We start from the raw sequence: 25,573 nt of genomic DNA, 5'->3' as shown, positions 1-25,573 counted from the left end.
CGTCAGAAAACTTCTCTTGAGAGATTTAGTTGCGTGGTGAGCACCATGCAGAGTTCCTGCCGCCAGGGTTTCTGTCATGGGGCGACCTCAGAGCGAGTCCATCGTCAGACATGGCTCCGCCGCTCGGCGAGAACGCCGCGTCCGGTCAGCGATGTCGGAGATGGAGGGTTCGCGAGGTCAGCGCGTACTTGGCGCTCGGTCACACGCGGGAGGCTGGAGGTCGGACTGATCTAAACCGGCATCGTTCGAATAGAGGGCGAGCTTCAATACCGCGTTGAGTCCGTAAGACATGATACCTCCCCGTCCTGCCGTGATTGCGCACGACAAGGTCCTGCGTGTCCAAAAGACAGCCGCGCATGGATGTCGCGGATGCCTGCCCGTATACTAGTCGTCCGCTCGACTTCGCCCCCATGCGGGTCGGGGTAGCTTCGCGACATCTCTCTTGTGCGCCTTGGCGCGCAGGATCACTCAAATCCCGCTTGGAGACATTCAGACAAAGAGCTACCATTCCCACATTGCTGTGGGTTTTGAACCGACATCACTTTTTGAAGCGTCGCCTACGTGCCCATCGCCGCCGATTTGCACGCTCGCCCCGTTTCCTAAACCGCGCTGGTCTGAAGATCGTGGGCGCCGCTGACGACTTAAGGAATACACTAAGCGGAAAGACTCGCAACGAAATTGATTCACACTTGAGGCGTCAAAAAACTTGACCTCGGTTAACGCCGCGCGCGGGTTGTTCACAGGCTCCGAAGCAAGTTTTTGGATTCGTGCACAGAATCGAGAAGGCCGGGCATCATGTGACAATTCTCAGTCACTGCTAAAAAAAATTTTACAAATTCTTCATGCGCCGGATGTGTCGGCGAATTTTCCAAATGCTTGCGCTCGCTATGTCGATAAGTGATTAGCGAGACATCGTTTTTTGAGTCTCGTTTCACAGGGTAACTCCACTGCGGCACACGTTCCGGTGAATCTACGGTGTGTAGAACTCTTGCGCGCACGAATTCATCTTAGCCCCGCGGCACAGGGGTTTTTGCAACGCAGTGAAGTTTCCGCTGTTGCAAGACATCGGCAGGTAGAACTACGGACGAACGATAGCGCAGGCGGTGCAAGTCTTCTGATGTCACGTCTTCCAGGCTCGCGTCTTCGAAGTGCGCGTCTTCCAACCGAAGATCGATCGCGGTGTGACGGCTTGCGCGAATATGACAGGCAACAAAAAAGCCCGGCGCGATGCCGGGCTGTTTGACGCATGCGATGTTCGATCGATCGGTCGACCGATGCTCCGCCGTTGCTGGCGCGTTACTTGGCGAGCTTGGCGATCTGCGCGGTGAGCCGCGAGACTTTGCGGCTGGCGTTGTTCTTGTGAATGATGTTGCGCTGGGCGGCGCGCATCAGGGCGGGCTCGGCGGTCGCGAGCGCCTTCACGGCGGCGGCGCGGTCGCCGGTCTTGATGGCTTCCTCGACGGTCCGCACGGCACCGCGCATCTGGGTGCGGCGCGACTTGTTGACGGCGGTGCGGCGGGCGATCTTGCGCGTCGCTTTCTTGGCGGAAGTGGTATTGGCCATGGTCTCAATATCCTTTGCGGGTACCGGTCGCGTCTTGGTCGGGTAGCGCCGGCTTGCTTGACCGCGTAATCGACGCTCGGATTTAGGGTGTTCGGTTGCTGGGCTGTCCCGGGAACACGAGGCCGCCAAGAGCCTCTAAGCTCGAAGGGCCTGCGACTGCTCAAAGAACAGCGGCGGCAGGATTGCGCCCACCGCCAGTTGGCGCCCTTATAGAGAGGGTCTTCGGCACCGTCAACGCTTTCCAGCCTGGAAAAGCGGGGCCAAGACGCCTTCTGGAGCGCCGTAACGCCCTGAACAGGTTGAATTTCTGCCGTCGCCCGGCTATTGGCTGGCGGCGTTCTGTTTGGGTCCTCCGATCGGACGACCATATAAGGTGAGGCATGATCCGCGGGTTTTTCCGACTGATTGGGCTGTTGCTGCTCGCCGGCGGGTTCATCTTCATGGTCTATGACGGCGCCCGCTGGGTGGCTGACCAGACCCTCAAGTTCACCCGGTTCGGCCAGTTCTGGAACGACATCAATCAGGCCAGCCAGGCGGCCTTCCGCACCTGGGTCGAGGCCAAGGCGCCCTGGCTCTGGACCTCGGTGATCCGCCTGCTGCTGGATCAGCCGGTCTTCGCCGTCCTCGGCATTCTCGGCATCCTCCTGATGATCCTGTTCCGGCCGCGGAAACCGCTGATCGGCTATTCCCGGGATTGAGCTTTCAATTCCCGCCGGGATTGAGCTTTCAATTCCCGCCGGAATCGCGCTGCGCGGCGCGCGGCGTAACAAGGCTGCCCCCGCCAGCGTAGAGCCCTATATTCCCACCTGATTGCGAGCACGCCGCGTGAGCATCTGGCTTAGGCGACGGACGGCTCGCCCCCGGAGATCCCATTATGCTGTTCATGCGCAAGACCACCGCGTTGCCGAGCGCAGCTGAGGCGCTGCCCGGCCGTGCGCAGGCCATTCCGACCGCGACCACCCATTTCGTCAACGGCCGCAAGCTCAAGCCGCCTTATCCCGCCGGCTTTGAGCAGGCGGTGTTCGGGCTCGGCTGCTTCTGGGGCGCCGAGCGCAAATTCTGGCAGCTCGGCGACGGCATCTACATCACCGCCGTCGGCTATGCCGGCGGCCACACGCCGAACCCGACCTATGAAGAGACCTGTTCGGGCCGCACCGGCCACACCGAAGTGGTGCTGGTCGTGTTCGATCCGGGCAAGATCTCCTACGAGCAGCTGTTGAAGACGTTCTGGGAGAGCCACAACCCGACGCAGGGCATGCGTCAGGGCAACGATGTCGGCACGCAGTACCGAAGCGCGATCTACACCTATTCCGATGCGCAGAAGAAAGCGGCCGACGAATCGAAGGCGCTCTATCAGAAGGCGCTCGCAGCCAAAGGTCTCGGCACCATCACCACAGAGATCGCGCCGGCGGGAGAATTCTATTTCGCCGAGGACTACCATCAGCAATATCTGGCGAAGAACCCCGCCGGCTATTGCGGCTTGGGCGGCACCGGCGTGTCCTGCCCGATCGGAGTTGGCGTGAGCGCGTAAGCGAAATCTTCGCCGCGACGATGTGGTCGCGGCGTGTGCATTCTTACCCTCCCCCTCCAGGCAGGGGAATCGCATGTGGCTCTTTGCACGAGCTGAGCGCGCGCCTCGTCCTTCGAGACGACCGCTTTCAGCGGTCTCCTCAGGATGAGGCTAAGCGGCATCGGAGCCCGTCGAAACCAGCGAAACGCACTCCGTCCTCATCCTGAGGATGAGGCTGAACTGTATCGGTGTCCTTCGAAAGCGCTGCCGTGCACTCGGTCCTCATCCTGAGGGCCCGCCAACGGCGGGCGTCTCCGAAGGATGGCTGCACGCGACATCACTCTCATATGCGGTAGCCCTCCAGGGGAGGGTGCCGCTCAACCCTTTATTAACCATAACCGGTGCATCACTGGAGCCGTCTCGTTTCGAGGGATGGGTCTGGTGCCAGTTGCACGCGCGTTTCGATCGACGATCTCGGCAGTGGCCCTGGCAGCGTCCGCCGCGCTGACCCTTGGCGGCTGCATGCAGACGGCCGGTCCCGTCGCAGTGATGCAGCCCCGTCCCGATCTCGACTCCATGGCCTATGGCCAGCCCTACAGCGCGCCGCAGCCGGTCGCCGTTGCCGACGGTGGCGGCGCCATCGGCGCGCTGCGCAATTCCTTTGCCGCCTCGCCCGCACCCATGCCGGTCGGCTACGCCGCGCCGATGCCGGCGCCGGTGCGCTATGACGCCTCCTACCATCTCGATGCCGGTGACAAGCTGCGCGTCGTGGTCTACGGCCAGGAAGGCCTCACCAACAGCTATGCCATCGACGCCGGCGGCTCCATCACCATGCCGCTGATCGGCGCGGTGCCGGCGCGCGGCCGCACCACCGCAGGCCTTGCCGGCGAGATCGCCGCGCGGCTGCGCAACGGCTACATCCGCGAGCCCTCGGTCGCGGTGGAGATCGAGGCCTATCGCCCGTTCTTCATTCTCGGCGAAGTCACCGCGCCCGGCCAATATCCTTACGTGCCGAACATGACGGTCGAGAGCGCGGTCGCAATCGCCGGCGGCTTCTCGCCGCGCGCCAAGCGCGACGTGGTCACCGTCACGCACACCGAGAATGGCGGCTCCATGCGTGCCGTCGTGCCGCTCGGCACCCCCCTCAATCCCGGCGACACCGTGTTCGTCGGCGAGCGCTGGTTTTAGATTTCAGCCCGTCTCTCTCCGTTCGTCATTCCGGGGCGCGACGAAGTCGCGAACCCGGAATCTCGAGATTCCGGGCTCGCGCTACGCGCGCCCCGGAATGACGCTCAAGGCGTCACTTCAAATACTTCGCGAAGAATGCCATGCTGCGCGGCCAGGCGATGTCGGCGCTGGCCTTGTCGTAGCTCGCGCGCTCGTCGCAATGGAAACCGTGCTGGGCGCCGGGATAGACGAACACCTCCACGTCCGGCCGCTTCGACTTGATGGTCTCGACGTCGGTCAGGGGAATGCCGGCATCCTTCTCGCCGAAATGCAGCTGCGTCGGCACCTTCGGCGTCTCATCCGCAAAGCGCACGACGGCGCCGCCGTAATAGCCGATCGCGGCCTTCAGGCCGCTGAGCCGCGTCGCCGCGACGAAGGCGATGCTGCCGCCTAAGCAGAAGCCGATGATGCCGACCGGGCCGATGCTCTTCACCGCATCGATCGCGGCCTGGGTGTCGCGCAGCATCGCCGCCCAGTCGGGATTGGCGACGAACTTGCGCGCCTCGGCGATCTCATCGGGCGTATAGCCCGACTGGAAGTTCGGCGCGGTCCGGTCGAAGATCGACGGCGCGATCGCGACATAGCCTTCGCCGGCGAGACGGTCGCAGACCGAGCGGATGTGGTGATTGACGCCAAAGATCTCCTGGATCACCACCACCGCGCCCTTCGGCGTGCCTGCGGGATCGGCGCGATAGGCGCCGAGCTGGAAATTGTCGGACGCCGTCAGTTTGATGTCTTGTCCCACGCGGGTTGTCCTTCTTGGTTGTCGATCCGAAATTCAGCTCTCTCCCCTCATCCTGAGGAGCGCGCCCCTTCGCGCGCGTCTCGTAGGATGAAAGGCCGAGACGTAGCAGCCGGGCTTTCATGGTTCGAGACGCGCCTGGGGCGCTCCTCACCATGAGATACTCCTCACTCCCACATCCAGTTCTCGCCGTAATCCTCCTTCCACCCTGCCAGCCGGCCGTGGCGGAATTGCAGGAACAGGCGATGGCGGTAGGGGATCAAGCCGCTGCCGCCGATGTCGCGAAGCGCGAGATAGATCTCGTTGCCGGGACGTCCGCGCACATATTGCAGCGGCTGCCCGAGGGCCCGCGCGGCCTGCTCGCCGTCCATGCCGAAGACGAGCGGAATGTTGTTCGACAAGGTGGTGACGAAAGGTCGGCGCGGCGGCACGGTGCCGAACGGCTCGGCCTGCGCAGACATCGACAGCAACACCGCGCCCGCAGCCAACATTGCTCGCTTCATTGCTATGTCCCTGTTCGCCTATCCCGGCAAGTTCTTCAGGAAAGGCGCGACCGCGTCAACAAAAGCCTGGGGCTGGTCGATGTTGACGGCGTGTCCGGCGGCGGGGATCACGACCTTTTGTGCGCCGGGGATTTTTGCGGCCATGTAGTCGGACGCGGCGAGGAACGGGGTGTCGTCGGCGCCGACCACGATCAGCGAGGGCACTTTGATCTCGGGCAGCAGCTCGATCACGCGGGCGTCGCGCTGGGTCAGCATGCCGCGTGCGGCGAGCGCCAGCCCGCTGGCGTCGCGATGGCTGGCGGTGGCGCGCTCGCGCGTTGCGGATTTCAGCACGTCGAGGCCTTCGCGGTCGAGCCTGTCGGCGGTGGCGAGCGCACGCGCATTCCAGGCCTCGCGCGCGTCGTCCTTCTTGAAGCCCGGGCCGGTGTCGATGATCAGCAGCGCGCGCGCCCGCTCCGGATGGGCCCGATAGAACGCGAGCGACATGTAGCCGCCGAGCGACAGTCCGCCGATGACGGCGCGCCTCGCGCCGACCGCATCGAGGATCGCCGCCATATCGCCGACCGTGAGCGCTTCGCTGTAAGCCTTGGGATCGTCGGGATAGTCGGACTGGCCGTGACCGCGCATGTCCCACAGGATCAGCATGTGATCCTGCGAAAGCGCATCGACCTGCCCATGCCACATTGCCGACGTCGAGGAATAACCGTGCGTGAGCAGCAATGGCGGCCCGTTGCCATGAACCTCGTAGTAAATCCCGACGCCGTCCCGATCGATCCTTGGCATTGTTTCCGACCCTCTCCTTACCATTCCGGTCACGATCTTAGCTTCACCCTCCCCTCCAGGGGAGGGCTATCGCGTATGGCTTTGTGGCGGGGCCCGAGCAAGCGCCTCTCCTTCGAGACGCCCGCTTCGCGGTCTCCTCAGGATGAGGCTGAACTGTATCGGGGTTCGTTGAAAGTGCTGCCGCGCACTCCGTCCTCATCCTGAGGGCCCGCCAAAGGCGGGCGTCTCGAAGGATGCGCCACAGGCAACCGCACGCATATGCGTTAGCCCTGCCCTCCAGGGGAGGGTGAGGTGCGTCGCCCCTCAGTCTAGCTTGCCAAGTTACCTCGAAGAAACTGCCTGAATGCGATGGCATGCATGCCTGGCGCAGGCGGCTGTTGTGTCCAGTCGCTGCGTCGGCGTCATTAGCGCGGCGCACAACGAGCGGATGCGAAGACGGTTTTTTCTATTCGTTCCAAATTGCATTTGCCTCCGCGGCTGAACCCGATCATGCTCGCGGCCAAGGCTGGCGCCAGCCCGGTGGGCGTCCGCCATTCAAGTTGCCGCCGTAAGCGGCTTCATGCACCGGCAGGGGAAGACGCCTATGCCAACTCTCACCATCAACGGGCGGAGTCTGTCCGTGGATGCGGCGAACGACACGCCGCTCCTCTGGGCGATCCGCGAGCAATTGCAGATGACCGGCACCAAGTTCGGTTGCGGTGCCGGGTTGTGCGGCGCCTGCACCGTGCACGTCAACGGCGAAGCGGTGCGCTCGTGCCAGACCATGGTCGGCGACGTCGCCGGCAAGAAGATCACCACCATCGAAGGCCTCTCTGCCAAGGGCGATCATCCCTTGCAGAAGGCATGGATCGCCGAGCAGGTGCCGCAATGCGGCTACTGCCAGTCCGGGCAGATCATGCAGGCGGCGTCGCTGCTCGCGAAGAATCCCAATCCGACCAGGGAAGAGGTCGTGGCGCATATGGACGGCAATCTCTGCCGTTGCATGACCTATTCGCGGATCCAGAAGGCGATCATGCGCGCCGCATCGGAGATGCGCACCGCGTCGGCCGCCTCCAGCGAGCGGAGGCCCACATGAACGAGCACGTCAAGAACCTCGCCCCCGCGACGACCGATCTCAGCCGCCGCTCCTTCCTGGTCGGCACCGCCGCGACCGGCCTCGTGCTCGGCTACGCCGGCGTGCCCGGCATCGACGCTGCGTCGGCCGCGGCGCCCGCCAATTTCGAGCCGAGCGTCTGGTACGCAATCTCGCCGGATGGCCTCGTCACCGTGACCTGCGGCAAGGCGGACATGGGCCAGCATATCGCCTCCACGATGGCGCAGATCGTCTGCGAGGAGCTCGGCGCGAAATGGAGCGACATGCGCGTGCAGCTCGCCTCCAACGATCCCAAGTTCAACGATCCGGTCTTGGGCGCGCAGATCACCGGCGGCAGCTGGTCGACCATGATGAATTTCGAGGCGATGAGCCGGGCCGGTGCTGCCGGCCGCATCGCCTTGACGGAGGCCGCCGCCGCGGCCATGGGCCTGCCGCCTTATTTCAAGGATCAGCTCGTGGTCCGCGACTCCGTGATCTCGCATCCGAAGTCGAAGAAGCAGATGACCTTTGCCGAGATCGTCAAGAGCGGCAAGGCGACGAAGACCTTCACGCCGGACGAATTGAAGGCGATCAAGCTGAAGACGCCGGATCAATACACCATGATCGGCGTCTCGGTGCCGCAACTCGACATCCCCTCCAAGACCAACGGCACGGCCAAATACGGCATCGACGTGATGCTGCCGGGCATGGTCTACGGCAAGGTCGTGACCCCGCCGGTGCGCTTCGGCGCCACGGTGAAATCGGTCGACGATGGCGAGGCCAAGAAGGTGCCCGGCTTCATCAAGGCGGTGATCCTCGACGACAAGACCGGCACCACGTCCGGCTGGGTCGTCGCGGTCGCCAACACCTATGCGAACGCGCGCAAGGCGGCGGATGCGCTGAAGATCACCTATGACGGCGGTCCGAACGCCAAGCTGTCGAGCCAGTCGCTGGTGGATGAGGCCAAGCGCCTTCAGGGCTTGGAAGATTCCGGTCAGTTCTTCGTCAAGGACGGCGATCCCGCTGCTGCCTTCGGCACGGCGGCCAAGGTCGTCGAAGCCGAATACACCACCAGCATCAACATCCATGCGCCGCTGGAGCCCATGAACGCCACCGCGGAGTTCAAGGGCGATATCCTGCACATCTATTCCGGCAACCAGTTCGCGACGCGCTCCGGCGCGATCGCCGCGGGCGCGGCCGGGATCGATCCGAAATTCGTCGTGATGCATCAGCATTGGCTCGGCGGCGGTTTCGGCCGCAGGCTCGACGCCGACATGATGGTTCCGGCCGTGCAGGCGGCGAAGGCGGTCGGCAAGCCGGTCAAGGTGATCTATTCGCGCGAGAACGACATGACGATGGATTTCTCGCGACCGCTCACCTACCAGAAAGTGAAGGCCGGCGTGGACGGCGACGGCAAGCTCATCGCGCTCAGCCACGACGTGGTCTCGGCCTGGCCGACCGCGCGCTGGGGAATTCCTGATTTCCTGACGCCCTCGGTCGACAAGAAGGGGCCGCTCGACAGCTTCACGGTCAACGGCGCGGACTTCTTCTACACCGTGCCGAACCACTATGTACGCGCGATCAAGAACGAGCTCGCGCACAATGCGACGCCCTCCGGCCAGCTCCGCTCGGTGGCGCCGGGCTGGACCTTCTGGGCGGTCGAAAGCATGATCGACGAGATCGCGGCGGCGACGGGCAAGGATCCGGCCCAGCTCCGCATCTCGCTGCTCGACGGTGCCGGCAAGAACGACGGCGGCGCGCAGCGCTTGCGCAACACGCTGCTCGCCGCGATGGGGCTGTCCGGCTACGGCACCCGGCAATTGCCGAAAGGTGAGGGCATGGGCGTCGCCTGCGTCTCGTCGCAGGAACGCGCAACCGCGAGCTGGACGGCCTGCGTCGCCCATGTCGCGGTCGCCCCGTCCGGCGAGGTCACCGTGAAGAAGCTCACGGTCGCGACCGATGTCGGCACGCAGGTGCATCCCGACAACATTCGTGCCCAGGTCGAGGGCGCAGCGCTGTGGGGCCTGTCGCTGGCAATGTACGAGAAGGCGACGTTGAAGGACGGTGGCATCGAGCAGACCAATTTCGACAGCTACCGGCCTTTGCGCATGAGCCAGGTGCCCGAGGTCGCGGTTGCCGTGATCGCCAATGGCGAGAAGGCCACCGGCGTCGGCGAGCCCGCAGTGACGGTGGTCGCGCCCGCCATCGGCAACGCCATCTTCAACGCCTCGGGCGCCCGCGTCCGTGCGCTGCCGATCACGGCGGAGGCGGTGAAGGCCAGCATGAAGGCGTAAGCGAGCCGCGATTGCTGAACGAGTTGATCCGCCGGAGGGCCAACCTCCGGCGGATTTGTTTCGAGACCGTTTCCCCACACTCGCTGTCATTCCCCGCGAAAGCGGGGAATCCAGTACACCGCGGCTTTTCGGCTCCAGCTGCGCCGCCTCGGCGTACTGGGTCGCCCGGTCGAGCCGGGCGACGACAGTGGAAGATGGGCCGAAAGCGTTCGAAATTCCTCTTATCCATCAAGGCCCGTTCTACTGTGCATGGGGTTGTTTTCACGGTTTTGAGGCGCGGCCTCGGGACCCCGAAAAATCTGTAAAATTGCTTGCAATTCCCCAAGGTTCCATTGAGCACGCCTCTTAAGGGCCGGAGAACCTGATCCGGCTTAGGCTGTCACCAAATCCTGTCCCATGCTTTGGGGAAGCCATGAACGCGCCAGCCAAAACCGCCGCCAAACGCCGGCTTCTGCTCGCCTCCGACCGGAGCGACGAGAGCTCCGAGCTCGCCAGCATCCTGAAGGCGGTCGGCGACGTCTCGACGGTGACGACGCAGGATATTCCCGAGCAGCCCTCGCGTGATCTCTCCGGACTCGTGGTCGACATCAACCTGCGGTCGCCCGAGAGCGTGCAGCGGGTGCGCAACAAGCTGCGCGGCGATGCCTATCGTTCGATGCCGCGGTTGTTCGTGCTCGCCGACGCGCTGCATCACGGCACCATGCAGGCGTGGGCGCTTGGCGCGACCGACACCATTTCGCGGCCGCTCCAACCCGAGGCCATCCTTCAGCGCATCCGCGCCGCTTTCCCGGATACCGCCGTCTATGACGCGACCGATCGCGGCAAGACGCTCAACCGCGGCGTCGAAGCAGCGCATGCGGTGCTGGCCAAGATGTTCGAGAAGCTGCCGCTCGGCGTGCCCCTGACCTTCGACGATGTCATCGCCGCGGAAAGCAAGATCCTGAAGGCGATCAAGCATTCCTCGCTGCGCGAATGGCTCACCACGGTGGGCTGCCACCATGTCGGCAGCTATCGTCACTGCCTGTTCGTCACCGGCTTTGCGGTCGCCTTCGCCCAGCATCTCGGCATGCGCGAGGACGATCAGCGCCGCCTGACCCGCGCCGCGCTGCTGCACGATGTCGGCAAGGCCTTCGTCCCCACCGCGCTGCTCGACAAGCCCGGCAAGCTCACCGACGAGGAGATGGCCGAGGTCCGCCAGCATCCGCGCCGCGGCTATGACGCGCTGGCCGCGCAAGGCGGCTTTCCGCCGGAGATGCTCGACGTGGTGCTGCATCACCACGAATTCCTCGACGGCACCGGTTATCCGAACGGCCTGTCGTCGAACCAGATCAGCGACATCGTGCGGCTGACGACGATCGTCGACATCTACGCCGCGCTCGTCGAGAAGCGCGCCTATCGCATGCCCTTCACGCATTCGCGTGCGTTCACGATGATGGAAGGCATGGGCGGCAAGCTCGACCAGCAGCTGCTGCAGGCGTTCCGCCCGGTGGCGTTGGGGTCGTTCTAGGCCAGACGCTGCAATTGCAGCGGCCCGGCCCGCTCACCCTCCGCTGAAGGGGGAGGGCTATCGCATATGAGAGTGATGTCGCGTGCGGCCATCCTTCGAGACGCCCGCCGTTGGCGGGCCCTCAGGATGAGGACCGACTGCGTTTCGCTGGTTTCGACGGGCTCCGATGCTGCTTAGCCTCATCCCGAGGAGACCGCTGAAAGCGGTCGTCTCGAAGGACGAGGCGCGCGCGCAACTCGTGCAAAGAGCCACATGCGATTCCCCTGCCCTGAAGGGGGAGGGGAGTCAGCCCACCATCTTCCGCAGTTCCGCCTTCGCCACCTTCTCCAGCGTCGAGCGCGGCATGTCGTCGACCAGGCGGATCTCGCGCGGCACCTTGAAGTCGGCAAGGCCGGTGCGGCAGGCCGCCATCACGCGCTCCTGCAGATCGGGCGCCGCGCCGGCCACGCCGCCCTGCGGAATGATGAAGACAACGGGCACCTCGTCCAGCATCGGATGGGATTTCGCCACCACGGCGGCCTCGCGCACGCCCGGCACCAGCGCGATCACCTGCTCGATCTCGGAGGCCGCGACGTTCTCGCCGCCGACCTTCAGCATGTCCTTGGCGCGGTCGCCGAACTTGATGTAGCCGTTTGGAAGCCGCTCGACGCGATCACCGGTGAGGAAGAAGCCGTGCGCGTCAAAGCTTTCGCGCGTCGCCGTCTCGTTGTGCAGATACTCGGCGAACAGCGACAGGCCCGGAATGCCCTTGATCGCGAGATCGCCGGTGCCGCCGACCTCGGTCGGCCGGCCGTCATCGTCGGTGATGCGGATCTGGTATTCGGGAGCAGCGCGGCCGATCGACATCGGGATATTGGGCTGGTCGACCTCGCCGACGATGCCGTGGGTGATGGTCTCGGTCATGCCCCACCAGCCGATGACCTTGACGCCGAAGCCGGCAAAGGCCGGCGGCTCGTTGATGGCGGTGCCCCAGAGGCGGAACTTGTGATCCCTTGGGATCTCCTGCTCGAGCAGCGCCTTCATGCAGAACGGAATCGTCGAGGTCCAGGTCGCGCCGTGCTCGCGCGCGACGGCCCAGAACCGGCTGGCGGAGAAGCGCGGCTGGATCACGCAGGTCGCCCCGACCCACAGCGTCGCCAGCATGGAGTAGGCCAGCGCATTGGTGTGAAACAGCGGCAGATAGGCCTGGTGCACGTCACTCGCATGCAAATCCTCATGCGCGGCGTTGATCTTGGCGCCCCACAGTGCATTGGCGTGGGTCCACAGCACCGCCTTCGGCCGCGACGTCGTGCCAGAGGTGTATTGCACGCTGCACGGCGCGAGCGGATCGGGCGCGCGGGTCGGACGGTCGGCGCTGTCGGCGAACAGGGATTCGAAGCTGTCGCCGCGGGAGACCGGCTGGGCCGGCGCAGCGCCGGCATCATGCGAGGTCACCGCCAGCCAGCGAATGTTGCGGCAGTTCTGCGCGACGACTTCCGCATAGGCCGGCTGCGTGATCGCGGCGACCGCGCCGCAATGATCGGCGAAATATGCGATCTCCGCCGGCGCCGAGCGCGTGTTGGTGGTGACCGCGATGGCGCCGAGCTCGACACAGGCAAACCAGGCCAGCAGCGCCTCGATGCAATTGTCGAGATGAATGAGCACATACTCGCCGGGCCTCACGCCGCGCTTGGCGAGCCCCGCGGCGAGCGCCCCGACCCGCTCGTGAAACTCGCCGTAGCTCCAGCGCCGTGCCGGCGCGTCGAACGGCGCCCAGATCAGGAACGGATGATCGCGCCGGACCCCGGCGCGCATCTCGAGCAGCCAGGGCACGTCGAGCCCGTCGAATGGGCCGACAATTCCGGCTGTGGTTTGTTGAACTGACAATGGCTCCTCCCTGTGCAGCCCGCATCTTGCTGGCGGCTGGCTTTTGATGATTGCGTCTTCCTGCCATCGGACGAGGAAGCGAGCAAATCGGGGGTGCGCAAGTGTCACACTCGCTCTCTCCGCCGTCATTCCGGGATGGTCCGAAGGACCAGACCCGGAATCTCGAGATTCCGGGTTCGGTGCTTCGCACCGCCCCGGAATGACGAACCTAGTTTTCATACGACGAGATCTCGATCAGACTGCCATCGGGATCCCGGCAATAGACCGAGCGGAGCGTGCCGCGCGCGCCTTGCCGCGGGCCCGGGCCTTCCTCGATCGCGACGCCATGTGCCTGCAAATGCGCCACCACCTCGTCCGGCGTGGCCGAGGTGAGAAAGCAGAGATCTTCGCTGCCCGCCGTCGGATGGTTCGCGGTGAACCACTCCACCTTGTCGGCATCGCGCTGTCGGACGTTGATCCTCTGGTTACCGAATTCAAGGAAAGTCCGCGGCGCTTTGCCGCCGCCGGGGTCGAACACCTTGACTTCCATGCTGAGAATCCTGCGGTACCAGTCCGCGGTGGTCGCGACATCGGCGACGTTGATCACGAGATGATCGAGAGCTTCGATTTTGATCGGCATGTCTTATCCTTTCGTCGCGATGCGTCCCGTGCACTTTCCGCGCTCTGCAAGCTTTGTTACAACCCCGCCGACGCGGCCTTCAAGCCATCCGACTTTCAAGAACAACACTGGGAGAACCCTTGAGATGATCACTCGCCGTACCGCGCTGGGCCTGCTCGCCGCCAGTCCGCTTGCAGCCACCCCGCTGTCGAAGGCCCTTGCCGCCGATTATCCGGCCCGGCCCGTGAAATGGGTGGTCGGCTATCCCCCGGGCGGCGCCACCGACATCCTGGCGCGACTGATCGGCCAGCGGCTCTCGGAGAAGTTCGGCCAACAATTCGTGATCGAGAACAAGCCGGGCGCCGGCAACAACATCGGCACCGAAGCGGTCGTCAACGCCGAGCCCGACGGCTACACGCTGCAGCTGGTCAATCCGGCCAACTACATCAACGCCTCGCTCTACAAGAATCTCAAGTTCAACTTTGTGAACGATATCGCGCCGGTCGCCTCGTTCCAGCGCGTACCTAACGTGATGACCGTCAACAAGGACGTGCCGGCGAAGAACGTCGCCGAGTTCATCGAATACGTGAAGGCCAATCCCGGCAAGGTCAACATGGCCTCGTCCGGCAACGGCACCTCTGTGCATCTGTCCGGCGAGATGTTCATGGCCATGACCGGCTGCAAGATGCAGCACGTGCCCTATCGCGGCGCGGCGCCTGCGATCACCGACATGCTCGGCGGCCAGGTACAGGTGATCTTCGACAACATGCCCTCGATCATCCAGCACATCCGCTCCGGCTCGCTGCGCGCGATCGGCGTCACCACCGCGCAGCGCTCGCCGCAGCTGCCCGACGTGCAGGCGATCTCCGAGACCGTGAAGGATTACGAGGCCAGCGCGCTGTTCGGCATGGGCGCGCCGAAGAACACGCCGAAGGAGATCATCGCCAAGCTCAACAGCGAGATCAACACGCTGATGAAGGAGCCCGACATGACCAAGCGCCTGGTCGAGCTCGGCGGCGAGCCACGGGCGCAGACCCCGGAAGCGTTCGGCGAGGAGATCAAGGCCGAGACCGAGAAGTGGAAGAAGGTCGTCGAGTTCGCCGGCTTGAAGGTCGAGTAGCGAGCTTGTGATAGCCGGGAATGGGAGCCCTGCCGCCCGGCAGGGCTTTTTTCTTGCGGGCTTCGTTTCATTGACCTGGAATAAAGCAGCGCCGCGAAACCTGATGATAGATGGCAACGTAGCTCGTGCCTGCTGGAGAGGAGTTGGATCATGCGCAAGACGCAATTGGTGCTGTTGATGTTCAGTGCGGCGGTCCTGGCCGGCTTCGCCACCATCACGCCGGCGGCGGCACGCGATTATCCCTGGTGCGCCCAGGGCGGCGAGTATGATTATCCCGGCGAATGCGCCTACAGCACCTACGAGCAGTGTCAGGCCAGCGTCTCCGGCCGGCTGCTGTATTGCGATCGCAACCCGCGCTTCGCTTATGGCCAGGGCCAGCCGCAGCAACCACGGCCGCCGCGCCGCGCGCGGCCTGTCACGCCCTATTAGTCGCGCCTCACGAACCTCTCTGCCTGATCACGTAGTCGTGCAGGCTCGCGCTCGCGGGTCCCTGCTTGACGTCTGGTTGTTTGCGCCTATACTAAACCACATGGTTAAGTATCAAGACGCGACGCTGGACCGGATCTTTGCGGCGCTCTCCGACCCGACGCGGCGTGCATTGCTCGCGCGCCTCGGCGAGGCGGACAGCCTGTCGGTGAGCGAGCTGGCCGCGCCGTTTCCGGTCTCGCTGCCGGCGATCATGAAGCACCTCGACGTGCTCACGGATGCGGGCCTGATCGTGCGCGAGAAGACCGGACGCACGGTCTCCTGCCGGCTCACCGCGCAGCCGATGGAGCAGGCGATGAACTGGCTCAATCGCTATGCTCAATTCTGGTCCGACAAATTCGATCGTCTTGCCGCCTTCGTGGAGGAAGAGACATGGCCAACTCAGCCGTCAATACCGCCGAACGATCAGCGGAGCGTCCAAGCCTCACGCTTACGCGCCGGCTCCGCGCGCGGCCGGAAAAAGTCTACGCCGCCTGGACGCAAGCCGAGCAGCTGATGCAGTGGTTCGGGCCGCCGAACCTGAAGCCGGCGACGCTGCAAGCCGAGCTCGACGTCCGCACCGGCGGCAGCTTTCGCATCAGCTTCGTCCGCGACGACGGCGAATATTTCGAAGCCGGCGGCACGTATCGCGAGGTGGTGGCGAACGAGCGCCTGGTTTTCACCTGGGCGTGGCACTCGACGCCGGAGCGCGAATCGCTGGTCACGATCTCGTTCAAGCCGGATAGTGCAGGCACCCTGATGGTTTTCCATCACGCTCAGTTCGCCGACGAGACCGCACGCGACAATCACCTGCGCGGCTGGAGCTCGTTCCTCGACAAGCTGGATGCCTTCGTCGCCTGACTTCCAAAAGGAGGATGCCATGCAGCAACATCAGATCGTTTCGCGTGAACAGTGGATTGCAGCGCGCAAGGCTCTTCTCGCCCATGAGAAGGAGCTGACGCAGGCCCGCGAACGGGTTGCCGACGAGCGCCGCCAGCTTCCCTGGGTGAAGGTTGACAAGACCTACGTCTTCACCGGGCCGGACGGCAAGGTCACGCTCTCCGATCTGTTCAAGAGACGTCCGCAGCTCGTGGTCCAGCACATGATGTTCGCGCCCGACTGGGACGCGGCCTGCAAGAGCTGTTCGTTCTGGGCCGACGGCTACGAGCGCATGGTGCCGCATCTGGCTGCGCGCGACACCTCCATGGTCGCGGTCTCGCTGGCGCCGAGCGCGAAGCTCGAGGCCTTCAAGAAGCGGATGGGCTGGACCTTCGACTGGGTCTCCTCAGGCGACAACGACTTCAACCGCGATTACGGGGTGACGTTCTCGCCGGACGAGATCGCGGCCGGCGAGCCGATGTACAATTTCGGGACCACCCCGATCTACGGGCCTGAGCTGCCCGGCATCAGCGTGTTCTATCGCAACGAGGCCGGGGAGATCTTCCACACCTATTCCTGCTTCGCCCGCGGTCTCGACATGATGAACGCCGCCTATCAGTATCTCGATCTCACCCCGCTCGGCCGTCACGAGGAGGGCCTGCCCTATCCGATGGACTGGGTCCGCCTGCGCGACGAGTACGAGCCCCGGGCGACGAAGGCGGCGTGCTGTCACGGGTGAAGGGGGCGGTTGGCTCCGCGATGTCGTCCTGGCCAAAGCCAGACGACATCGGAAGACAAGGTGCGGTCCTTGTCCGCCTTACCGTTTCGCGTCGGCCTGTTCCGTGCCGGTACACGAGATCAGCATCGTGTAGGCGCGGGCGTTGGCGGCGATGTCGGTGGTCTTCAGCTCGCCCTTGGGCTCGGCGGTCTGGTAAGGCACCACGGAATTGTCGAGGAAGTCGCGCAGCGCGCCGGTCTTGATGGCGAAGTTGATGTTCTCCGGAATATTGCCGGTTGCGACCGCGATCCGCAGATTGTCGAGCTTTCCCGTGACCACGCCGACGATCTGTCCGGTGGTGTCGAAAAGCGGGCCTCCGCTGTTGCCGGGCTGCACGGGCGCACTGATCTGCAGGAAACGCGAATCGTTGCGCATGCCACTGAGTGAGCTCACGATACCGGTGGTCACGGTGAAGTCGGAGCTCAGCAGCCCGCGGTAGGGAAAACCGATCGCGACGACGGAATCGCCCGAGCGGATCGAGCGGTAGCGGATCCGGGCAAACTCCTTGAACGTCGCCGTCGACGGCGCCTGCAAGAGGGCGAGATCGTTGGTTGCATCGCTCGATACGACGCGCAACGCCATTGCGGCCTCTCCCGTGAGATTGCCCTTGAGGTCACTGCAACCGTCGATCACATGGTGGTTCGTGACCACGTGCCCATTGGCGCTGACCACGAAGCCGGTGCCACTCTTGGACTTGGCGGACTTGCTGGCCGGCGGAGCGGCCTGCTTCTCCGCCGTGGCTGCCGGCTTGGCCACACCCTTGGTGAAATCGCCCGCCTTGTCGAGCCCGTCGGCTTTCACCTTGCTCACGCAATTGGCCAGGGCCGCGATGACCGGCCCGGTCGATGTCAGATCGAAGTTCAAAACGGCGCGGCCGGCTGTTGCCACCATAAGGCTCGCCTTCTGAAACGTCCGCACCACATTGAGCGGCATGATGGCCGTGAGCATGTTGGACTGGTACGCCGTTGCGTACAGCCTGGCTCGCTCCTGCCCGTCAAAGGTGATGTCGATCGCAGCGTTCTCGCCCTTGTTGAAGCGGTAGCCAGGACTCGCGAAAGCGAGCGACCAGGTGCCGGCGGCATTCTGGCTCACGACGAGGATGACGCCGTTCGCATAGGGAGTCGTCGCCGCACAATGGGAGAAGGCGCCGGTCTGGTCATTGCTGAAGGCGCCGCCGATCCAGTTGCCGACATTGACGCTGCCAAACGGTCCCGCCGCATTCGCAGCTCCCGAGATAACTATCTGCAACAAGGACGCGACGATGAATGATCTAAACCACATACCAGCCCCCGGACACTTTCGAGCGCATCTTATCTGCGCAGGCACGGTTTGTGCAACCGGCAGTTGTCCGTCGCGGCGCAAATCCTCTCCCGGCAATTTCGGGCTTGCGTCTACTTTGCGGCGTTATATACTTTGCAATACAAAGTAAGGGCAATGATCCCGGCGAGCATGCGCGGAGCGAGGTTTTGGCGTTGCCAATGCGTGATCTCGACAAGGCACTGGCCGACATCGTGGCGATCCGCAGCCAGATCGCGGCCGGCACCGCGTTCCGTGGTTATGGCACGGCGACGATGGCCGCGACCGCTGTGGTCGCACTGCTCACTGCAGTGCTGCAATTCTGGCTGCTCGGCGATCCCGCCGCCGAGCCGCTCGGCTTCTTCGTCGGCTGGTTCGTCGCTGCCGCGCTCTCGGTCCTGATGATCGGGATCGAGATGCGCGCGCGATCGCGCCGTCATCATTCGGGTCTGGCCGATGCCATGATCCACCAGGCGGTCGAGCAGTTCCTGCCCGCGGGTGTTGCCGGGGTGCTGCTCGCGGTGGTGATGTGGAAGTTCGCGGGCGAGGCGCTGTGGCTGCTCCCGGGCCTGTGGCAGATCCTGATGTCGCTCGGCATCTTCGCCTCAGTCCGCTCGCTGCCGCGCACCGTCGCGCTCGCCGGCGCCTGGTATTTCGTGTCCGGCTTTGCAGTGGTGGTACTGGCGAGCCAGACCCACACGCTTTCGCCATGGACCATGGGCCTGCCCTTCGTGATCGGGCAGGCGGTGATGGCGGGTATTCTGCATTTCGCATCCGGAGACCATGATGTCGAAGACTGACAGCGCGCCCTTCTCCTACGAAGGGCTCGACCGCGTGATCCACGAGAAGGCGAGGCTCGGGCTACTGACCTCGCTGATGGCGCATCCCAAAGGGCTGGCATTCGCCGACCTCAAGCAACTGTGCGGCCTCACCGACGGCAATCTCAGCCGGCACCTTGCCGTGCTCCAGGAGGCCGGCCTCGTCGACGTGATCAAGGGCTATGAGGGCAACCGCCCGCACACCACCTGCCGCCTGACCAAGACCGGGCGCCGCCGTTTCCTCGATTATCTCGCTGTGCTCGAGCGCCTGGTGCGCGACGCCGCCAAGGCCGCCGGGCGCGAGGCGCCGCCGCTCGGCCGCCTCGGCATCGTCTCGACCTGATCCTCCCTTTTTTGACCGGAGACTTTGCAATGCAAAGTGACATGTCCCGCAGCGAGAAGCTTCATGTCGGCATCATCATGGACGGTAACGGACGATGGGCGACGCGCAGAGGCCTGTCGCGCGTGCGCGGCCACGAGGCCGGTGTCGAGACGATCCGCCGCGTCGTCGAGGCCGCGCCGAAGCAGGGCATCGGCACATTGACGCTCTACGCCTTCTCCACCGACAATTGGCGCAGGCCGAAGGCGGAGGTCGCCGCGTTGATGACCTTGCTGCGCTTCTATCTCGCGAGCGAGGTGCAGAGCCTGGTCAAGAACGGCGTACGCCTCACCGTGATCGGCCGGCGCGACCGCCTGCCTGAGGGCATTGCAGGCGCGATCACACGCGCCGAGGAGGCGACCGCCCACGGCGGCACGCTGCACCTGCGCATTGCCGTCGACTATTCCGCGCGCGATGCCATCCTCAATGCCGCGGCGAAGGCGGCGGCGCTGACCAGCATCACCCGCGAGGCCTTCTCGCAGCTCGTGACCGGCGAAGCCGGTCTGCGCGACGTCGATCTCATCATCCGCACCTCGGGCGAGAAGCGGCTGTCGGACTTCCTGCTCTGGGAAGGCGCCTATGCCGAGCTGCACTTCACCGAGCGGATGTGGCCCGAGTTCGACGCGGGCGATCTCGCCGCCGCCCTGGCCTCCTTCCACGGCCGCGAGCGCCGTTTCGGCGGCCTTCAGGCGATCTTGCCCGAGGAGGTGCCGTCACTGTCACGTGTGTGACGCGCGGCACATGACAATCCGCGGTTCGTTTTCAGCCGCATGATTGGCAGCAACGTCCAAGCGGACGGTGCGCGGCCTCGGCTAGGTGTGCAGCTTCCAGCAACCTGCCGAAAGCGTCGCGCATGTCACAGCCGTTTCCGCGAACCTTCCTCGAGCCAGCCGAACTGACCGAAGCGAAGGACTTCGTCCGCATCAGGACCGCCTGCGCGTCCGACGTGGAGAACCTGTCGGTCTATTTCACCGGCCTGTCCCCGACATCCCGCAACAAGCGGTTCAGTGGTGCGCGCGCGGACTCCGGCGCGGTCGCGGCGGAGTGCATTGCCAGGAGCGGCGGTCTCGACAATTTCACCTTGCTCGCCGAGCTCAGGGAGGAGGGGCGGGGCAGGATCATCGGCGAAGCGCGATACGCCTACGATGCCGCCGCACGCCATGGCGAGTTTGCCATCTCGGTCGCCGATGCCTTCCAGCGCCGGGGTCTCGGCCTTCAGATGATGACGGCGATGGAAACGCGTGCGATCGATCTCGGCCACGAGATGATCGCCGCCGAGACGGCGCGCACGAACGCCGAGATGCGTGGCCTCGCCAAGAAGGCAGGCTTCGACGACACCGGGCTCGGAGACTGGCAGTCGGTCCGCCTCGCCAAGCGCCTGTCGCGCTAGCGCGGTCTTGCCGCAAATTTGAGCAGGCAGGCGATGCCGATCGTGCTCTACTGTCTCCCGTGATGGGAGTCCTGAGCAATGCGCGCAGTCCTGGATTATTGCCGCGGCGGAACGGAACGGCAGGTTGCGGCCGGCACGTTGATCGTCACGGAGGGCGGCACCAGCGGCCATCTCTACGTGCTGATGGAAGGCAAGCTCGAGGTGCTCAAGGGCGAGATGGTGGTCGCCACCGTCACCGAGCCGGGCGCGGTGCTGGGTGAGATGTCGGTGCTGCTGGAGCAGCCGCATACCGCGACGGTGCGGGCCTGCACCGACGCGGTCATCTACGAATTCGAGGATGCCGCCTCGGTCCTCAAGCAGGAGCCGGGCGTCGCGCTGCTGATCGCGCGGATACTGGCGCAGCGGCTCAACGTCGCCAACACCTATCTGGCTGATCTCAAGCGGCAATATGCCGGCCACGGCACGCACCTGGCGATGGTCGGCGATGTGCTGCAGAGCATGATCAACCTGCCGCCGCTTGAGGTCTCGCCAGGCTCGGATCGACAATCTGATCCAAGAATGTGAGCCAGTCGGGCGGCGTCTCGATAGGGGCAGCGGGCCGCTTCAGCGGCGCGCCGAGATCGATCCATTGGGCTTCACCGGCCGCCAGCCAGAACGCCTTGTCCGCATCGAGGTCCAGCACGATGCAGGTCGGCGGCCGGCCTGGCTGCAATCCGGTATTGAACACCCAGGTTTCGCCCAGCCGGTCGAACCACGAGCCGTCCTTGATGAAGGGCGACTGATGCACATGGCCCGAGATCACGATCGACGGCTGGTACTGCGTGATCCATTGCACCAACTCGACATCGCCGAAGAACCGCTTGCCGCCCCAGCTGGTCGGTGAATCCGCCGGCGGCGCGTGATGGGCCCAGATCCAGCGTCGCGGCCGGCCGATCGCAGCGTCGCCGAGCTGCGCAATGATGCGCTGCTTGACCTGCGGTCCGTCCCACCACGGGCAAACCGTCAACAGCGTGTCGCCGATGGTGAAGCTGTCGCCGTCGCAGGCAATGCCCAGCTCCCGCACCTCCGAGATCCAGCGCGAGATCTTCTCGCCCTCTGCATTGCGCTCGTCGAGGTCGTGATTGCCTGAGCAGAGGATCACGCGGGTCTTCGCGGCAAGCAGCGCCAGGTACTTCTTCACCACCACGATCTGCGCGCGAAAATCCACCATCGAGCCGATGTCGAGCGCATCGCCGGCGAAGATCACGAGGTCGAATTGCGGCGCCGCGCTGACCAGCCAGTCGAACTGGGGCAGCGAATAGTGCAGGTCGGCGACGACCAGGCAGCGCATCGAAATCCGTCCGAAGCAGGTTGAAATGTCTGGGAATTCCAGAAATCACGAAGCAAGAAGCAGACCAGTCCGGCCGCTTCTTGCGGTCGGGCAAGGCTAGGGCCTGCGGCTGCCGCTGCGGCGTCTGCGACCCGGCGCCGCAGGGCTGGACCGGATCATCGAATTCTGGTGTCGTGGCGAATCCCAACCGCCCGTGTCCGCATGTCCCCCTTCAAGACCATCCGTGCCCGCGCCGAGAAGCGCAAGGGCGGGCCCAAGGCCCTGGAAAAGCTGATGCCGGCAAAGCCCGACCTGAAGCGTCTGGCGAAGCTCGGCGACGATCGCATCCTTGCCGAGATGACGAAGCGTGTGTTTTGCGCCGGCTTTGCCTGGAGCGTGATCGATTCGAAATGGGATGGCTTCGAAGCGGCCTTTCTGCATTTCCAGCCGGCCAAGCTCAGCTTCCAGCCGGAAGATTATTGGGAAGGCCTGCTGCGCGACGCGCGCATCGTGCGCAACGGTGCCAAGATCATGTCGGTGCGCGACAACGCCGCCTTCGTGCAGGAGATCGCGAAGGAGCACGGCAGCTACGGCAAGTTTCTTGCGAAATGGCCCTCATCCGACGAGATCGGCCTGCTCGATCTCCTCAACAAGCGCGGCAGCCGGCTTGGCGGCAACACCGGGCAGATGCTGCTGCGTTTCGTCGGCTGGGACGGCTTTGTGACCTCCAAGGACGTGGTGGCTTGCCTGCGCGATGCTGGTCTGGACATTGCCGAAGAGGTGAAGTCGAAGGGCGATCTCGCCAAGGTACAGGCGCAGTTCAACGCCTGGGCCGAGGAGACCGGCCTGCCCTACACCTATCTGTCACGAATCTGCGCGCTGTCGGTGGGCGAGAATCGCAGCGACTAGCACTCACGAAGACCTGGAGATCGCGATCAAGCGTGATCGCGCCTTAGATTATCGTCGCGCATGACCATTCCGGAAAGCCGCTTCGCGCTTTTCCGGATCATGTTTTAACGCGCGGAACAGCTGGATCGTGTGCATCCTGTGGCGATCTCGCGCCGCGAGCGCGGCAGACGGAACGCGCGATCACGAAATACATTTCATCAGGAACATTTGCCCGCAGCACCTGTTCGGACTGGATCCAGGCGGACAGGGGTGCAGGGAACGCGCGCTCCCGCCCGGGTCAATGAAACCGGACACAGAAACGGAGCAGCTCATGAAGCTCACATCCGAACAGGTGAAGCAGACCGTCAACCAACTCGGCGCTCAGGTGCTGCCCGACGAACATCCGGCCATGCCGCAGCTCAACAGCATGTTCGGCGAGCACACGTTCTTCGTCGACGAGATGGGCCTCAAGGTGCTCGAGCCGACGGCGTCGCTCGGGGCCGATCGCCAGAGCGGCGAAGTCGTCAGCCTCGCCGATTGGGGCGATTCCGACCTGACCCGCCTGATGGCGCACGAGCCCGAGCCGACCGGCGTGATCGTGGTGTTCGAGCACATGAAACATTGAGCGGCCCGGGCGCGATCGATCTGCAGCGGTGGCGGGCCCGAGAATCCGCCGCCGTTGGTCGCGCGTGGTGCGCTTTATCGTCGACGATAGCCGAAGCCGCTTTCAGATGCCCAGCGTCAGCTGCGGCTCCGCCTCGACCCCGACCTGCAGCGCGGACAGCGACACACCCAGTAGCCTGACGCGTTTGGGCAATGGCATCTCGACCTCGAGCAGCTCGCAGGCCACCCGCTCCAGATCGTCCCGCCTTGCAACCGGCGCGGCGACGGACCTGCTGCGCGTGATGATCTCGAAGTCGGCGAACTTGATCTTCAGGGTGACGGTGCGGCCGCGATTGCCGGTGCTCTCGCAATGGCGCCAGACCTTGTCGACGAGGGGTCTGAGCTCTGCGGCCAACGCGCCATATTCGTTGAGGTCGGACTGGAACGTGGTCTCCGCGCCGATCGACTTGCGGATCCGGTTGGCCCGCACCGGCCGTTCGTCGACGGCGCGCGAGATCCAGTAATAATACGCGCCCGACTTGCCGAAATGCGCGTTCATGAACTCCAGTGTCTGATTGCGGATGTCGAGGCCGGTGAACAGGCCGAGCGCGTTCATCTTCGCAGCCGTCGCAGGCCCGATGCCGTGGAACTTGGCGACCGGCAGCGTCTCGACGAAGGCCGGTCCCATCTCCGGTGCGATCACGAACTGACCGTTGGGCTTGCGATGATCGGAAGCGAGCTTGGCCAGAAACTTGTTGTAGGAGATGCCTGCCGATGCGTTGAGGCCGGTCTCGGCCTTGATCTTCTGGCGAATGCGCAGGGCGATGTCCCGCGCCAGCGGGATGCCCTGCAGGTTTTCCGTCACGTCGAGATAGGCCTCATCGAGCGACAACGGTTCGATGACCGGCGTGTGCTCGGCAAAGATGTCGCGGATCTGCCTGGAGATCGCCTTGTAGACCTCGAAGCGCGGCTTGACGAAAATCAGCTCTGGGCATTGCCGCTTCGCCGTGACGGATGGCATGGCGGAGCGAACGCCGAACTTGCGGGCCTCGTAGCTGGCGGCCGCGACCACGCCGCGCTCCGCCGAGCCTCCGACCGCGACCGGCTTTCCGCGCAGCTCCGGGTTGTCGCGCTGCTCGACCGACGCATAGAAGGCATCCATGTCGATATGGATGATCTTGCGGACAGGCGAGGGCTCGCCGGTCGTCGTGTCGGATTCGCTCATGGAAGGATGATACAGTTGCGGGGTGAGATGCGCGAGGTAGGGATGCTTCAGTTGCTGGTCTTCGTGGTGGGCGTGGTCGGCATCGGCTGGCTGATCGGCGCGACCAATCTCCCGGGAGAATGGTATGCGAGCCTGGCCAAGCCGGCTTTCGTGCCGCCGAACTGGGCGTTCCCGGTGGCCTGGACCATCCTCTACGTCATGATGGCCATTGCGGGCTGGCGGACCTATCGGCGTGGACCTCGAAGCAGCGCCATGCTGGCCTGGGCTGTGCAGCTGGCCCTGAACTTCGCCTGGTCGCCCGTCATGTTCACGCTGCACCAGATCGGCGTCGCGCTCGTCATCCTCATCGGCCTGTTCGCTGCGATCGTGACCTACATCAGCCTCGAGATGTCACGCGACAGACCGGCCGCCGTCTTGTTCGTGCCCTACGCAGCCTGGGTCGCGTTTGCCGGCGTGCTCAATGCGTCGATCTGGCGTTTGAATTGAGGCCTTCGGTCTCGGTGGACCCTGCCGCAAACGGCCAAGCATCGCAGGGCGGCCCGGGCGTGTGCGCCCTGACCAGGTTCAGGCGATCATCCAGATGCTGACTTCGCGAGCCGGCCCGAAGCCGACGGCAGGACTGGCGCACCCGACACGATTCGAACGTGTGACCTTTGCCTTCGGAGGGCAACGCTCTATCCAGCTGAGCTACGGGTGCAGTTGCATGTTCATTTAGCCGATTGGCGAGAGGTGGGCAACCGCTTCTCGCCGGAGCGGCT

28 protein-coding genes and 1 tRNA gene are annotated in these 25,573 nt (G+C 64.4%); 19 read left to right on the top strand and 10 right to left on the bottom strand.

All coding sequences use genetic code 11. From position 1 onward, the window contains the following. Nucleotides 1–1,296: 1,296 nt before the first annotated feature. Nucleotides 1,297–1,563: a 30S ribosomal protein S20 gene (gene rpsT / locus P6U31_RS35765; protein WP_035704405.1), complete on the bottom strand. Its 267-nt coding sequence runs from the start codon at nucleotides 1,561–1,563 to the stop codon at nucleotides 1,297–1,299. Nucleotides 1,564–1,943: 380 nt separating this feature from the next. On the opposite strand from rpsT, the gene P6U31_RS35760 reads away from it, so the two are divergent. The 3 genes from P6U31_RS35760 to P6U31_RS35750 all read left to right on the top strand — a co-directional run bounded on the left by P6U31_RS35760 (nucleotide 1,944) and on the right by P6U31_RS35750 (nucleotide 4,261). Then, entirely contained in the window at nucleotides 1,944–2,261 is a 318-nt protein-coding gene (locus tag P6U31_RS35760) for a hypothetical protein (RefSeq protein ID WP_407186282.1), read from the top strand. 176 nt (nucleotides 2,262–2,437) lie between these two features. After that, nucleotides 2,438–3,094: a peptide-methionine (S)-S-oxide reductase MsrA gene (gene msrA / locus P6U31_RS35755; protein WP_407186281.1), complete on the top strand. Its 657-nt coding sequence runs from the start codon at nucleotides 2,438–2,440 to the stop codon at nucleotides 3,092–3,094. 420 nt (nucleotides 3,095–3,514) lie between these two features. Further along, complete coding sequence (locus P6U31_RS35750; protein WP_407186280.1) at nucleotides 3,515–4,261, top strand: polysaccharide biosynthesis/export family protein; 747 nt, start codon at nucleotides 3,515–3,517, stop codon at nucleotides 4,259–4,261. A 112-nt stretch (nucleotides 4,262–4,373) separates the two neighbouring features. On the opposite strand, the gene P6U31_RS35745 is transcribed toward P6U31_RS35750, so the two are convergent. The 3 genes from P6U31_RS35745 to P6U31_RS35735 all read right to left on the bottom strand — a co-directional run bounded on the left by P6U31_RS35745 (nucleotide 4,374) and on the right by P6U31_RS35735 (nucleotide 6,328). Next, a complete protein-coding gene (locus tag P6U31_RS35745; protein WP_407186279.1) occupies nucleotides 4,374–5,045 on the bottom strand; it encodes a dienelactone hydrolase family protein in 672 nt (223 codons plus the stop codon). A gap of 164 nt (nucleotides 5,046–5,209) precedes the next feature. Beyond that, complete coding sequence (locus tag P6U31_RS35740) at nucleotides 5,210–5,545, bottom strand: hypothetical protein (RefSeq protein WP_407186278.1); 336 nt, start codon at nucleotides 5,543–5,545, stop codon at nucleotides 5,210–5,212. 18 nt (nucleotides 5,546–5,563) lie between these two features. Next, nucleotides 5,564–6,328 (bottom strand): alpha/beta fold hydrolase, encoded by a 765-nt coding sequence (locus tag P6U31_RS35735; RefSeq protein ID WP_407186277.1) that lies wholly within the window; start codon nucleotides 6,326–6,328, stop codon nucleotides 5,564–5,566. A gap of 583 nt (nucleotides 6,329–6,911) precedes the next feature. On the opposite strand from P6U31_RS35735, the gene P6U31_RS35730 reads away from it, so the two are divergent. The 3 genes from P6U31_RS35730 to P6U31_RS35720 all read left to right on the top strand — a co-directional run bounded on the left by P6U31_RS35730 (nucleotide 6,912) and on the right by P6U31_RS35720 (nucleotide 11,201). Continuing rightward, a complete protein-coding gene (locus P6U31_RS35730) occupies nucleotides 6,912–7,403 on the top strand; it encodes a (2Fe-2S)-binding protein (RefSeq protein ID WP_128928576.1) in 492 nt (163 codons plus the stop codon). Continuing rightward, entirely contained in the window at nucleotides 7,400–9,694 is a 2,295-nt protein-coding gene (locus P6U31_RS35725; RefSeq protein ID WP_407186276.1) for a molybdopterin cofactor-binding domain-containing protein, read from the top strand. Before P6U31_RS35730 ends, P6U31_RS35725 begins: the two co-directional genes overlap by 4 nt. 412 nt (nucleotides 9,695–10,106) lie before the next feature. Next, nucleotides 10,107–11,201: an HD-GYP domain-containing protein gene (locus P6U31_RS35720; RefSeq protein WP_407186275.1), complete on the top strand. Its 1,095-nt coding sequence runs from the start codon at nucleotides 10,107–10,109 to the stop codon at nucleotides 11,199–11,201. Between the two features lie 285 nt (nucleotides 11,202–11,486). On the opposite strand, the gene P6U31_RS35715 is transcribed toward P6U31_RS35720, so the two are convergent. After that, complete coding sequence (locus P6U31_RS35715) at nucleotides 11,487–12,995, bottom strand: AMP-binding protein (RefSeq protein WP_407190050.1); 1,509 nt, start codon at nucleotides 12,993–12,995, stop codon at nucleotides 11,487–11,489. A gap of 280 nt (nucleotides 12,996–13,275) precedes the next feature. Further along, nucleotides 13,276–13,686 (bottom strand): VOC family protein, encoded by a 411-nt coding sequence (locus tag P6U31_RS35710; RefSeq protein WP_407186274.1) that lies wholly within the window; start codon nucleotides 13,684–13,686, stop codon nucleotides 13,276–13,278. Nucleotides 13,687–13,810: 124 nt separating this feature from the next. Here P6U31_RS35710 and P6U31_RS35705 point away from each other — a divergent pair, with 124 nt between their 5' ends. From P6U31_RS35705 to P6U31_RS35685, 5 genes are all read left to right on the top strand, one after another. Next, nucleotides 13,811–14,785 (top strand): Bug family tripartite tricarboxylate transporter substrate binding protein, encoded by a 975-nt coding sequence (locus P6U31_RS35705; protein WP_407186273.1) that lies wholly within the window; start codon nucleotides 13,811–13,813, stop codon nucleotides 14,783–14,785. A gap of 150 nt (nucleotides 14,786–14,935) precedes the next feature. Then, a complete protein-coding gene (locus P6U31_RS35700; RefSeq protein ID WP_407186272.1) occupies nucleotides 14,936–15,214 on the top strand; it encodes a DUF3551 domain-containing protein in 279 nt (92 codons plus the stop codon). A gap of 100 nt (nucleotides 15,215–15,314) precedes the next feature. After that, the gene (locus P6U31_RS35695; protein WP_407186271.1) at nucleotides 15,315–15,767 is read left to right on the top strand and encodes an ArsR/SmtB family transcription factor; all 453 of its coding nucleotides are present in this window, start codon (nucleotides 15,315–15,317) and stop codon (nucleotides 15,765–15,767) included. Next, nucleotides 15,767–16,111, top strand: a complete 345-nt coding sequence (locus P6U31_RS35690; protein ID WP_407186270.1) for an SRPBCC domain-containing protein — start codon at nucleotides 15,767–15,769, stop codon at nucleotides 16,109–16,111. Before P6U31_RS35695 ends, P6U31_RS35690 begins: the two co-directional genes overlap by 1 nt. 19 nt (nucleotides 16,112–16,130) lie before the next feature. Continuing rightward, complete coding sequence (locus P6U31_RS35685; RefSeq protein WP_407186269.1) at nucleotides 16,131–16,868, top strand: DUF899 domain-containing protein; 738 nt, start codon at nucleotides 16,131–16,133, stop codon at nucleotides 16,866–16,868. A gap of 78 nt (nucleotides 16,869–16,946) precedes the next feature. On the opposite strand, the gene P6U31_RS35680 is transcribed toward P6U31_RS35685, so the two are convergent. Further along, on the bottom strand, nucleotides 16,947–18,188 hold the full coding sequence (locus tag P6U31_RS35680; RefSeq protein ID WP_407190049.1) for a S1C family serine protease: 1,242 nt from the start codon (nucleotides 18,186–18,188) through the stop codon (nucleotides 16,947–16,949). A 197-nt stretch (nucleotides 18,189–18,385) separates the two neighbouring features. Between P6U31_RS35680 and P6U31_RS35675 the strand changes: the two genes are divergently transcribed. The 5 genes from P6U31_RS35675 (at nucleotide 18,386) to P6U31_RS35655 (ending at nucleotide 21,354) form a co-directional block, all read left to right on the top strand. Next, nucleotides 18,386–19,003, top strand: a complete 618-nt coding sequence (locus tag P6U31_RS35675; protein ID WP_407186268.1) for a hypothetical protein — start codon at nucleotides 18,386–18,388, stop codon at nucleotides 19,001–19,003. Next, nucleotides 18,990–19,364: a transcriptional regulator gene (locus P6U31_RS35670; RefSeq protein ID WP_164938039.1), complete on the top strand. Its 375-nt coding sequence runs from the start codon at nucleotides 18,990–18,992 to the stop codon at nucleotides 19,362–19,364. The genes P6U31_RS35675 and P6U31_RS35670 overlap by 14 nt, the downstream gene beginning before the upstream one ends. Before the next feature lie 29 nt (nucleotides 19,365–19,393). Then, nucleotides 19,394–20,131 carry a di-trans,poly-cis-decaprenylcistransferase gene (locus tag P6U31_RS35665; RefSeq protein WP_407186267.1) on the top strand — a complete coding sequence of 246 codons (738 nt, stop codon included), beginning with the start codon at nucleotides 19,394–19,396 and terminating at the stop codon, nucleotides 20,129–20,131. A gap of 122 nt (nucleotides 20,132–20,253) precedes the next feature. Next, entirely contained in the window at nucleotides 20,254–20,790 is a 537-nt protein-coding gene (locus P6U31_RS35660) for a GNAT family N-acetyltransferase (RefSeq protein ID WP_407186266.1), read from the top strand. A 78-nt stretch (nucleotides 20,791–20,868) separates the two neighbouring features. Then, nucleotides 20,869–21,354: a Crp/Fnr family transcriptional regulator gene (locus P6U31_RS35655; protein ID WP_407186265.1), complete on the top strand. Its 486-nt coding sequence runs from the start codon at nucleotides 20,869–20,871 to the stop codon at nucleotides 21,352–21,354. Here the strand turns inward: P6U31_RS35655 and P6U31_RS35650 are convergent. Next, nucleotides 21,293–22,120: a metallophosphoesterase gene (locus P6U31_RS35650; protein ID WP_407186264.1), complete on the bottom strand. Its 828-nt coding sequence runs from the start codon at nucleotides 22,118–22,120 to the stop codon at nucleotides 21,293–21,295. The two genes, P6U31_RS35655 and P6U31_RS35650, sit on opposite strands and share 62 nt — an antisense overlap. Before the next feature lie 201 nt (nucleotides 22,121–22,321). On the opposite strand from P6U31_RS35650, the gene P6U31_RS35645 reads away from it, so the two are divergent. Then, nucleotides 22,322–23,008, top strand: a complete 687-nt coding sequence (locus P6U31_RS35645) for a DNA-3-methyladenine glycosylase I (RefSeq protein WP_407186263.1) — start codon at nucleotides 22,322–22,324, stop codon at nucleotides 23,006–23,008. 310 nt (nucleotides 23,009–23,318) lie between these two features. Further along, on the top strand, nucleotides 23,319–23,612 hold the full coding sequence (locus P6U31_RS35640) for a hypothetical protein (protein WP_407186262.1): 294 nt from the start codon (nucleotides 23,319–23,321) through the stop codon (nucleotides 23,610–23,612). Between the two features lie 102 nt (nucleotides 23,613–23,714). On the opposite strand, the gene dinB is transcribed toward P6U31_RS35640, so the two are convergent. Beyond that, on the bottom strand, nucleotides 23,715–24,815 hold the full coding sequence (gene dinB / locus P6U31_RS35635; RefSeq protein ID WP_407186261.1) for a DNA polymerase IV: 1,101 nt from the start codon (nucleotides 24,813–24,815) through the stop codon (nucleotides 23,715–23,717). A 42-nt stretch (nucleotides 24,816–24,857) separates the two neighbouring features. On the opposite strand from dinB, the gene P6U31_RS35630 reads away from it, so the two are divergent. Beyond that, complete coding sequence (locus P6U31_RS35630) at nucleotides 24,858–25,301, top strand: TspO/MBR family protein (protein WP_407186260.1); 444 nt, start codon at nucleotides 24,858–24,860, stop codon at nucleotides 25,299–25,301. Nucleotides 25,302–25,435: 134 nt separating this feature from the next. On the opposite strand, the gene P6U31_RS35625 is transcribed toward P6U31_RS35630, so the two are convergent. Continuing rightward, nucleotides 25,436–25,512: transfer RNA gene (locus P6U31_RS35625), tRNA-Arg, on the bottom strand. Nucleotides 25,513–25,573: the final 61 nt, after the last annotated feature.

This window comes from Bradyrhizobium centrosematis, from assembly GCF_045571495.1.
Classification (GTDB): Bacteria; Pseudomonadota; Alphaproteobacteria; order Rhizobiales; family Xanthobacteraceae; genus Bradyrhizobium; species Bradyrhizobium centrosematis.
Note: the sequence above shows the minus strand (reverse complement) of the source record. Positions and strands in the feature narration are given on the sequence as shown.

Excerpts from the sequence above, each read along its gene's own strand:
- rpsT (WP_035704405.1), bottom strand. The coding sequence starts at position 1,563 with ATGGCCAATACCACTTCCGCCAAGAAAGCGACGCGCAAGATCGCCCGC.
- P6U31_RS35760 (WP_407186282.1), top strand. The coding sequence starts at position 1,944 with ATGATCCGCGGGTTTTTCCGACTGATTGGGCTGTTGCTGCTCGCCGGC.
- msrA (WP_407186281.1), top strand. The coding sequence starts at position 2,438 with ATGCTGTTCATGCGCAAGACCACCGCGTTGCCGAGCGCAGCTGAGGCG.
- P6U31_RS35740 (WP_407186278.1), bottom strand. The coding sequence starts at position 5,545 with ATGAAGCGAGCAATGTTGGCTGCGGGCGCGGTGTTGCTGTCGATGTCT.
- P6U31_RS35735 (WP_407186277.1), bottom strand. The coding sequence starts at position 6,328 with ATGCCAAGGATCGATCGGGACGGCGTCGGGATTTACTACGAGGTTCAT.
- P6U31_RS35730 (WP_128928576.1), top strand. The coding sequence starts at position 6,912 with ATGCCAACTCTCACCATCAACGGGCGGAGTCTGTCCGTGGATGCGGCG.
- P6U31_RS35725 (WP_407186276.1), top strand. The coding sequence starts at position 7,400 with ATGAACGAGCACGTCAAGAACCTCGCCCCCGCGACGACCGATCTCAGC.
- P6U31_RS35720 (WP_407186275.1), top strand. The coding sequence starts at position 10,107 with ATGAACGCGCCAGCCAAAACCGCCGCCAAACGCCGGCTTCTGCTCGCC.
- P6U31_RS35715 (WP_407190050.1), bottom strand. The coding sequence starts at position 12,995 with ATGCGCGCCGGGGTCCGGCGCGATCATCCGTTCCTGATCTGGGCGCCG.
- P6U31_RS35710 (WP_407186274.1), bottom strand. The coding sequence starts at position 13,686 with ATGCCGATCAAAATCGAAGCTCTCGATCATCTCGTGATCAACGTCGCC.
- P6U31_RS35705 (WP_407186273.1), top strand. The coding sequence starts at position 13,811 with ATGATCACTCGCCGTACCGCGCTGGGCCTGCTCGCCGCCAGTCCGCTT.
- P6U31_RS35700 (WP_407186272.1), top strand. The coding sequence starts at position 14,936 with ATGCGCAAGACGCAATTGGTGCTGTTGATGTTCAGTGCGGCGGTCCTG.
- P6U31_RS35695 (WP_407186271.1), top strand. The coding sequence starts at position 15,315 with ATGGTTAAGTATCAAGACGCGACGCTGGACCGGATCTTTGCGGCGCTC.
- P6U31_RS35690 (WP_407186270.1), top strand. The coding sequence starts at position 15,767 with ATGCAGTGGTTCGGGCCGCCGAACCTGAAGCCGGCGACGCTGCAAGCC.
- P6U31_RS35685 (WP_407186269.1), top strand. The coding sequence starts at position 16,131 with ATGCAGCAACATCAGATCGTTTCGCGTGAACAGTGGATTGCAGCGCGC.
- P6U31_RS35680 (WP_407190049.1), bottom strand. The coding sequence starts at position 18,188 with ATGTGGTTTAGATCATTCATCGTCGCGTCCTTGTTGCAGATAGTTATC.
- P6U31_RS35675 (WP_407186268.1), top strand. The coding sequence starts at position 18,386 with ATGCGTGATCTCGACAAGGCACTGGCCGACATCGTGGCGATCCGCAGC.
- P6U31_RS35670 (WP_164938039.1), top strand. The coding sequence starts at position 18,990 with ATGTCGAAGACTGACAGCGCGCCCTTCTCCTACGAAGGGCTCGACCGC.
- P6U31_RS35665 (WP_407186267.1), top strand. The coding sequence starts at position 19,394 with ATGCAAAGTGACATGTCCCGCAGCGAGAAGCTTCATGTCGGCATCATC.
- P6U31_RS35660 (WP_407186266.1), top strand. The coding sequence starts at position 20,254 with ATGTCACAGCCGTTTCCGCGAACCTTCCTCGAGCCAGCCGAACTGACC.
- P6U31_RS35655 (WP_407186265.1), top strand. The coding sequence starts at position 20,869 with ATGCGCGCAGTCCTGGATTATTGCCGCGGCGGAACGGAACGGCAGGTT.
- P6U31_RS35650 (WP_407186264.1), bottom strand. The coding sequence starts at position 22,120 with ATGCGCTGCCTGGTCGTCGCCGACCTGCACTATTCGCTGCCCCAGTTC.
- P6U31_RS35645 (WP_407186263.1), top strand. The coding sequence starts at position 22,322 with ATGTCCCCCTTCAAGACCATCCGTGCCCGCGCCGAGAAGCGCAAGGGC.
- P6U31_RS35640 (WP_407186262.1), top strand. The coding sequence starts at position 23,319 with ATGAAGCTCACATCCGAACAGGTGAAGCAGACCGTCAACCAACTCGGC.
- dinB (WP_407186261.1), bottom strand. The coding sequence starts at position 24,815 with ATGAGCGAATCCGACACGACGACCGGCGAGCCCTCGCCTGTCCGCAAG.
- P6U31_RS35630 (WP_407186260.1), top strand. The coding sequence starts at position 24,858 with ATGCTTCAGTTGCTGGTCTTCGTGGTGGGCGTGGTCGGCATCGGCTGG.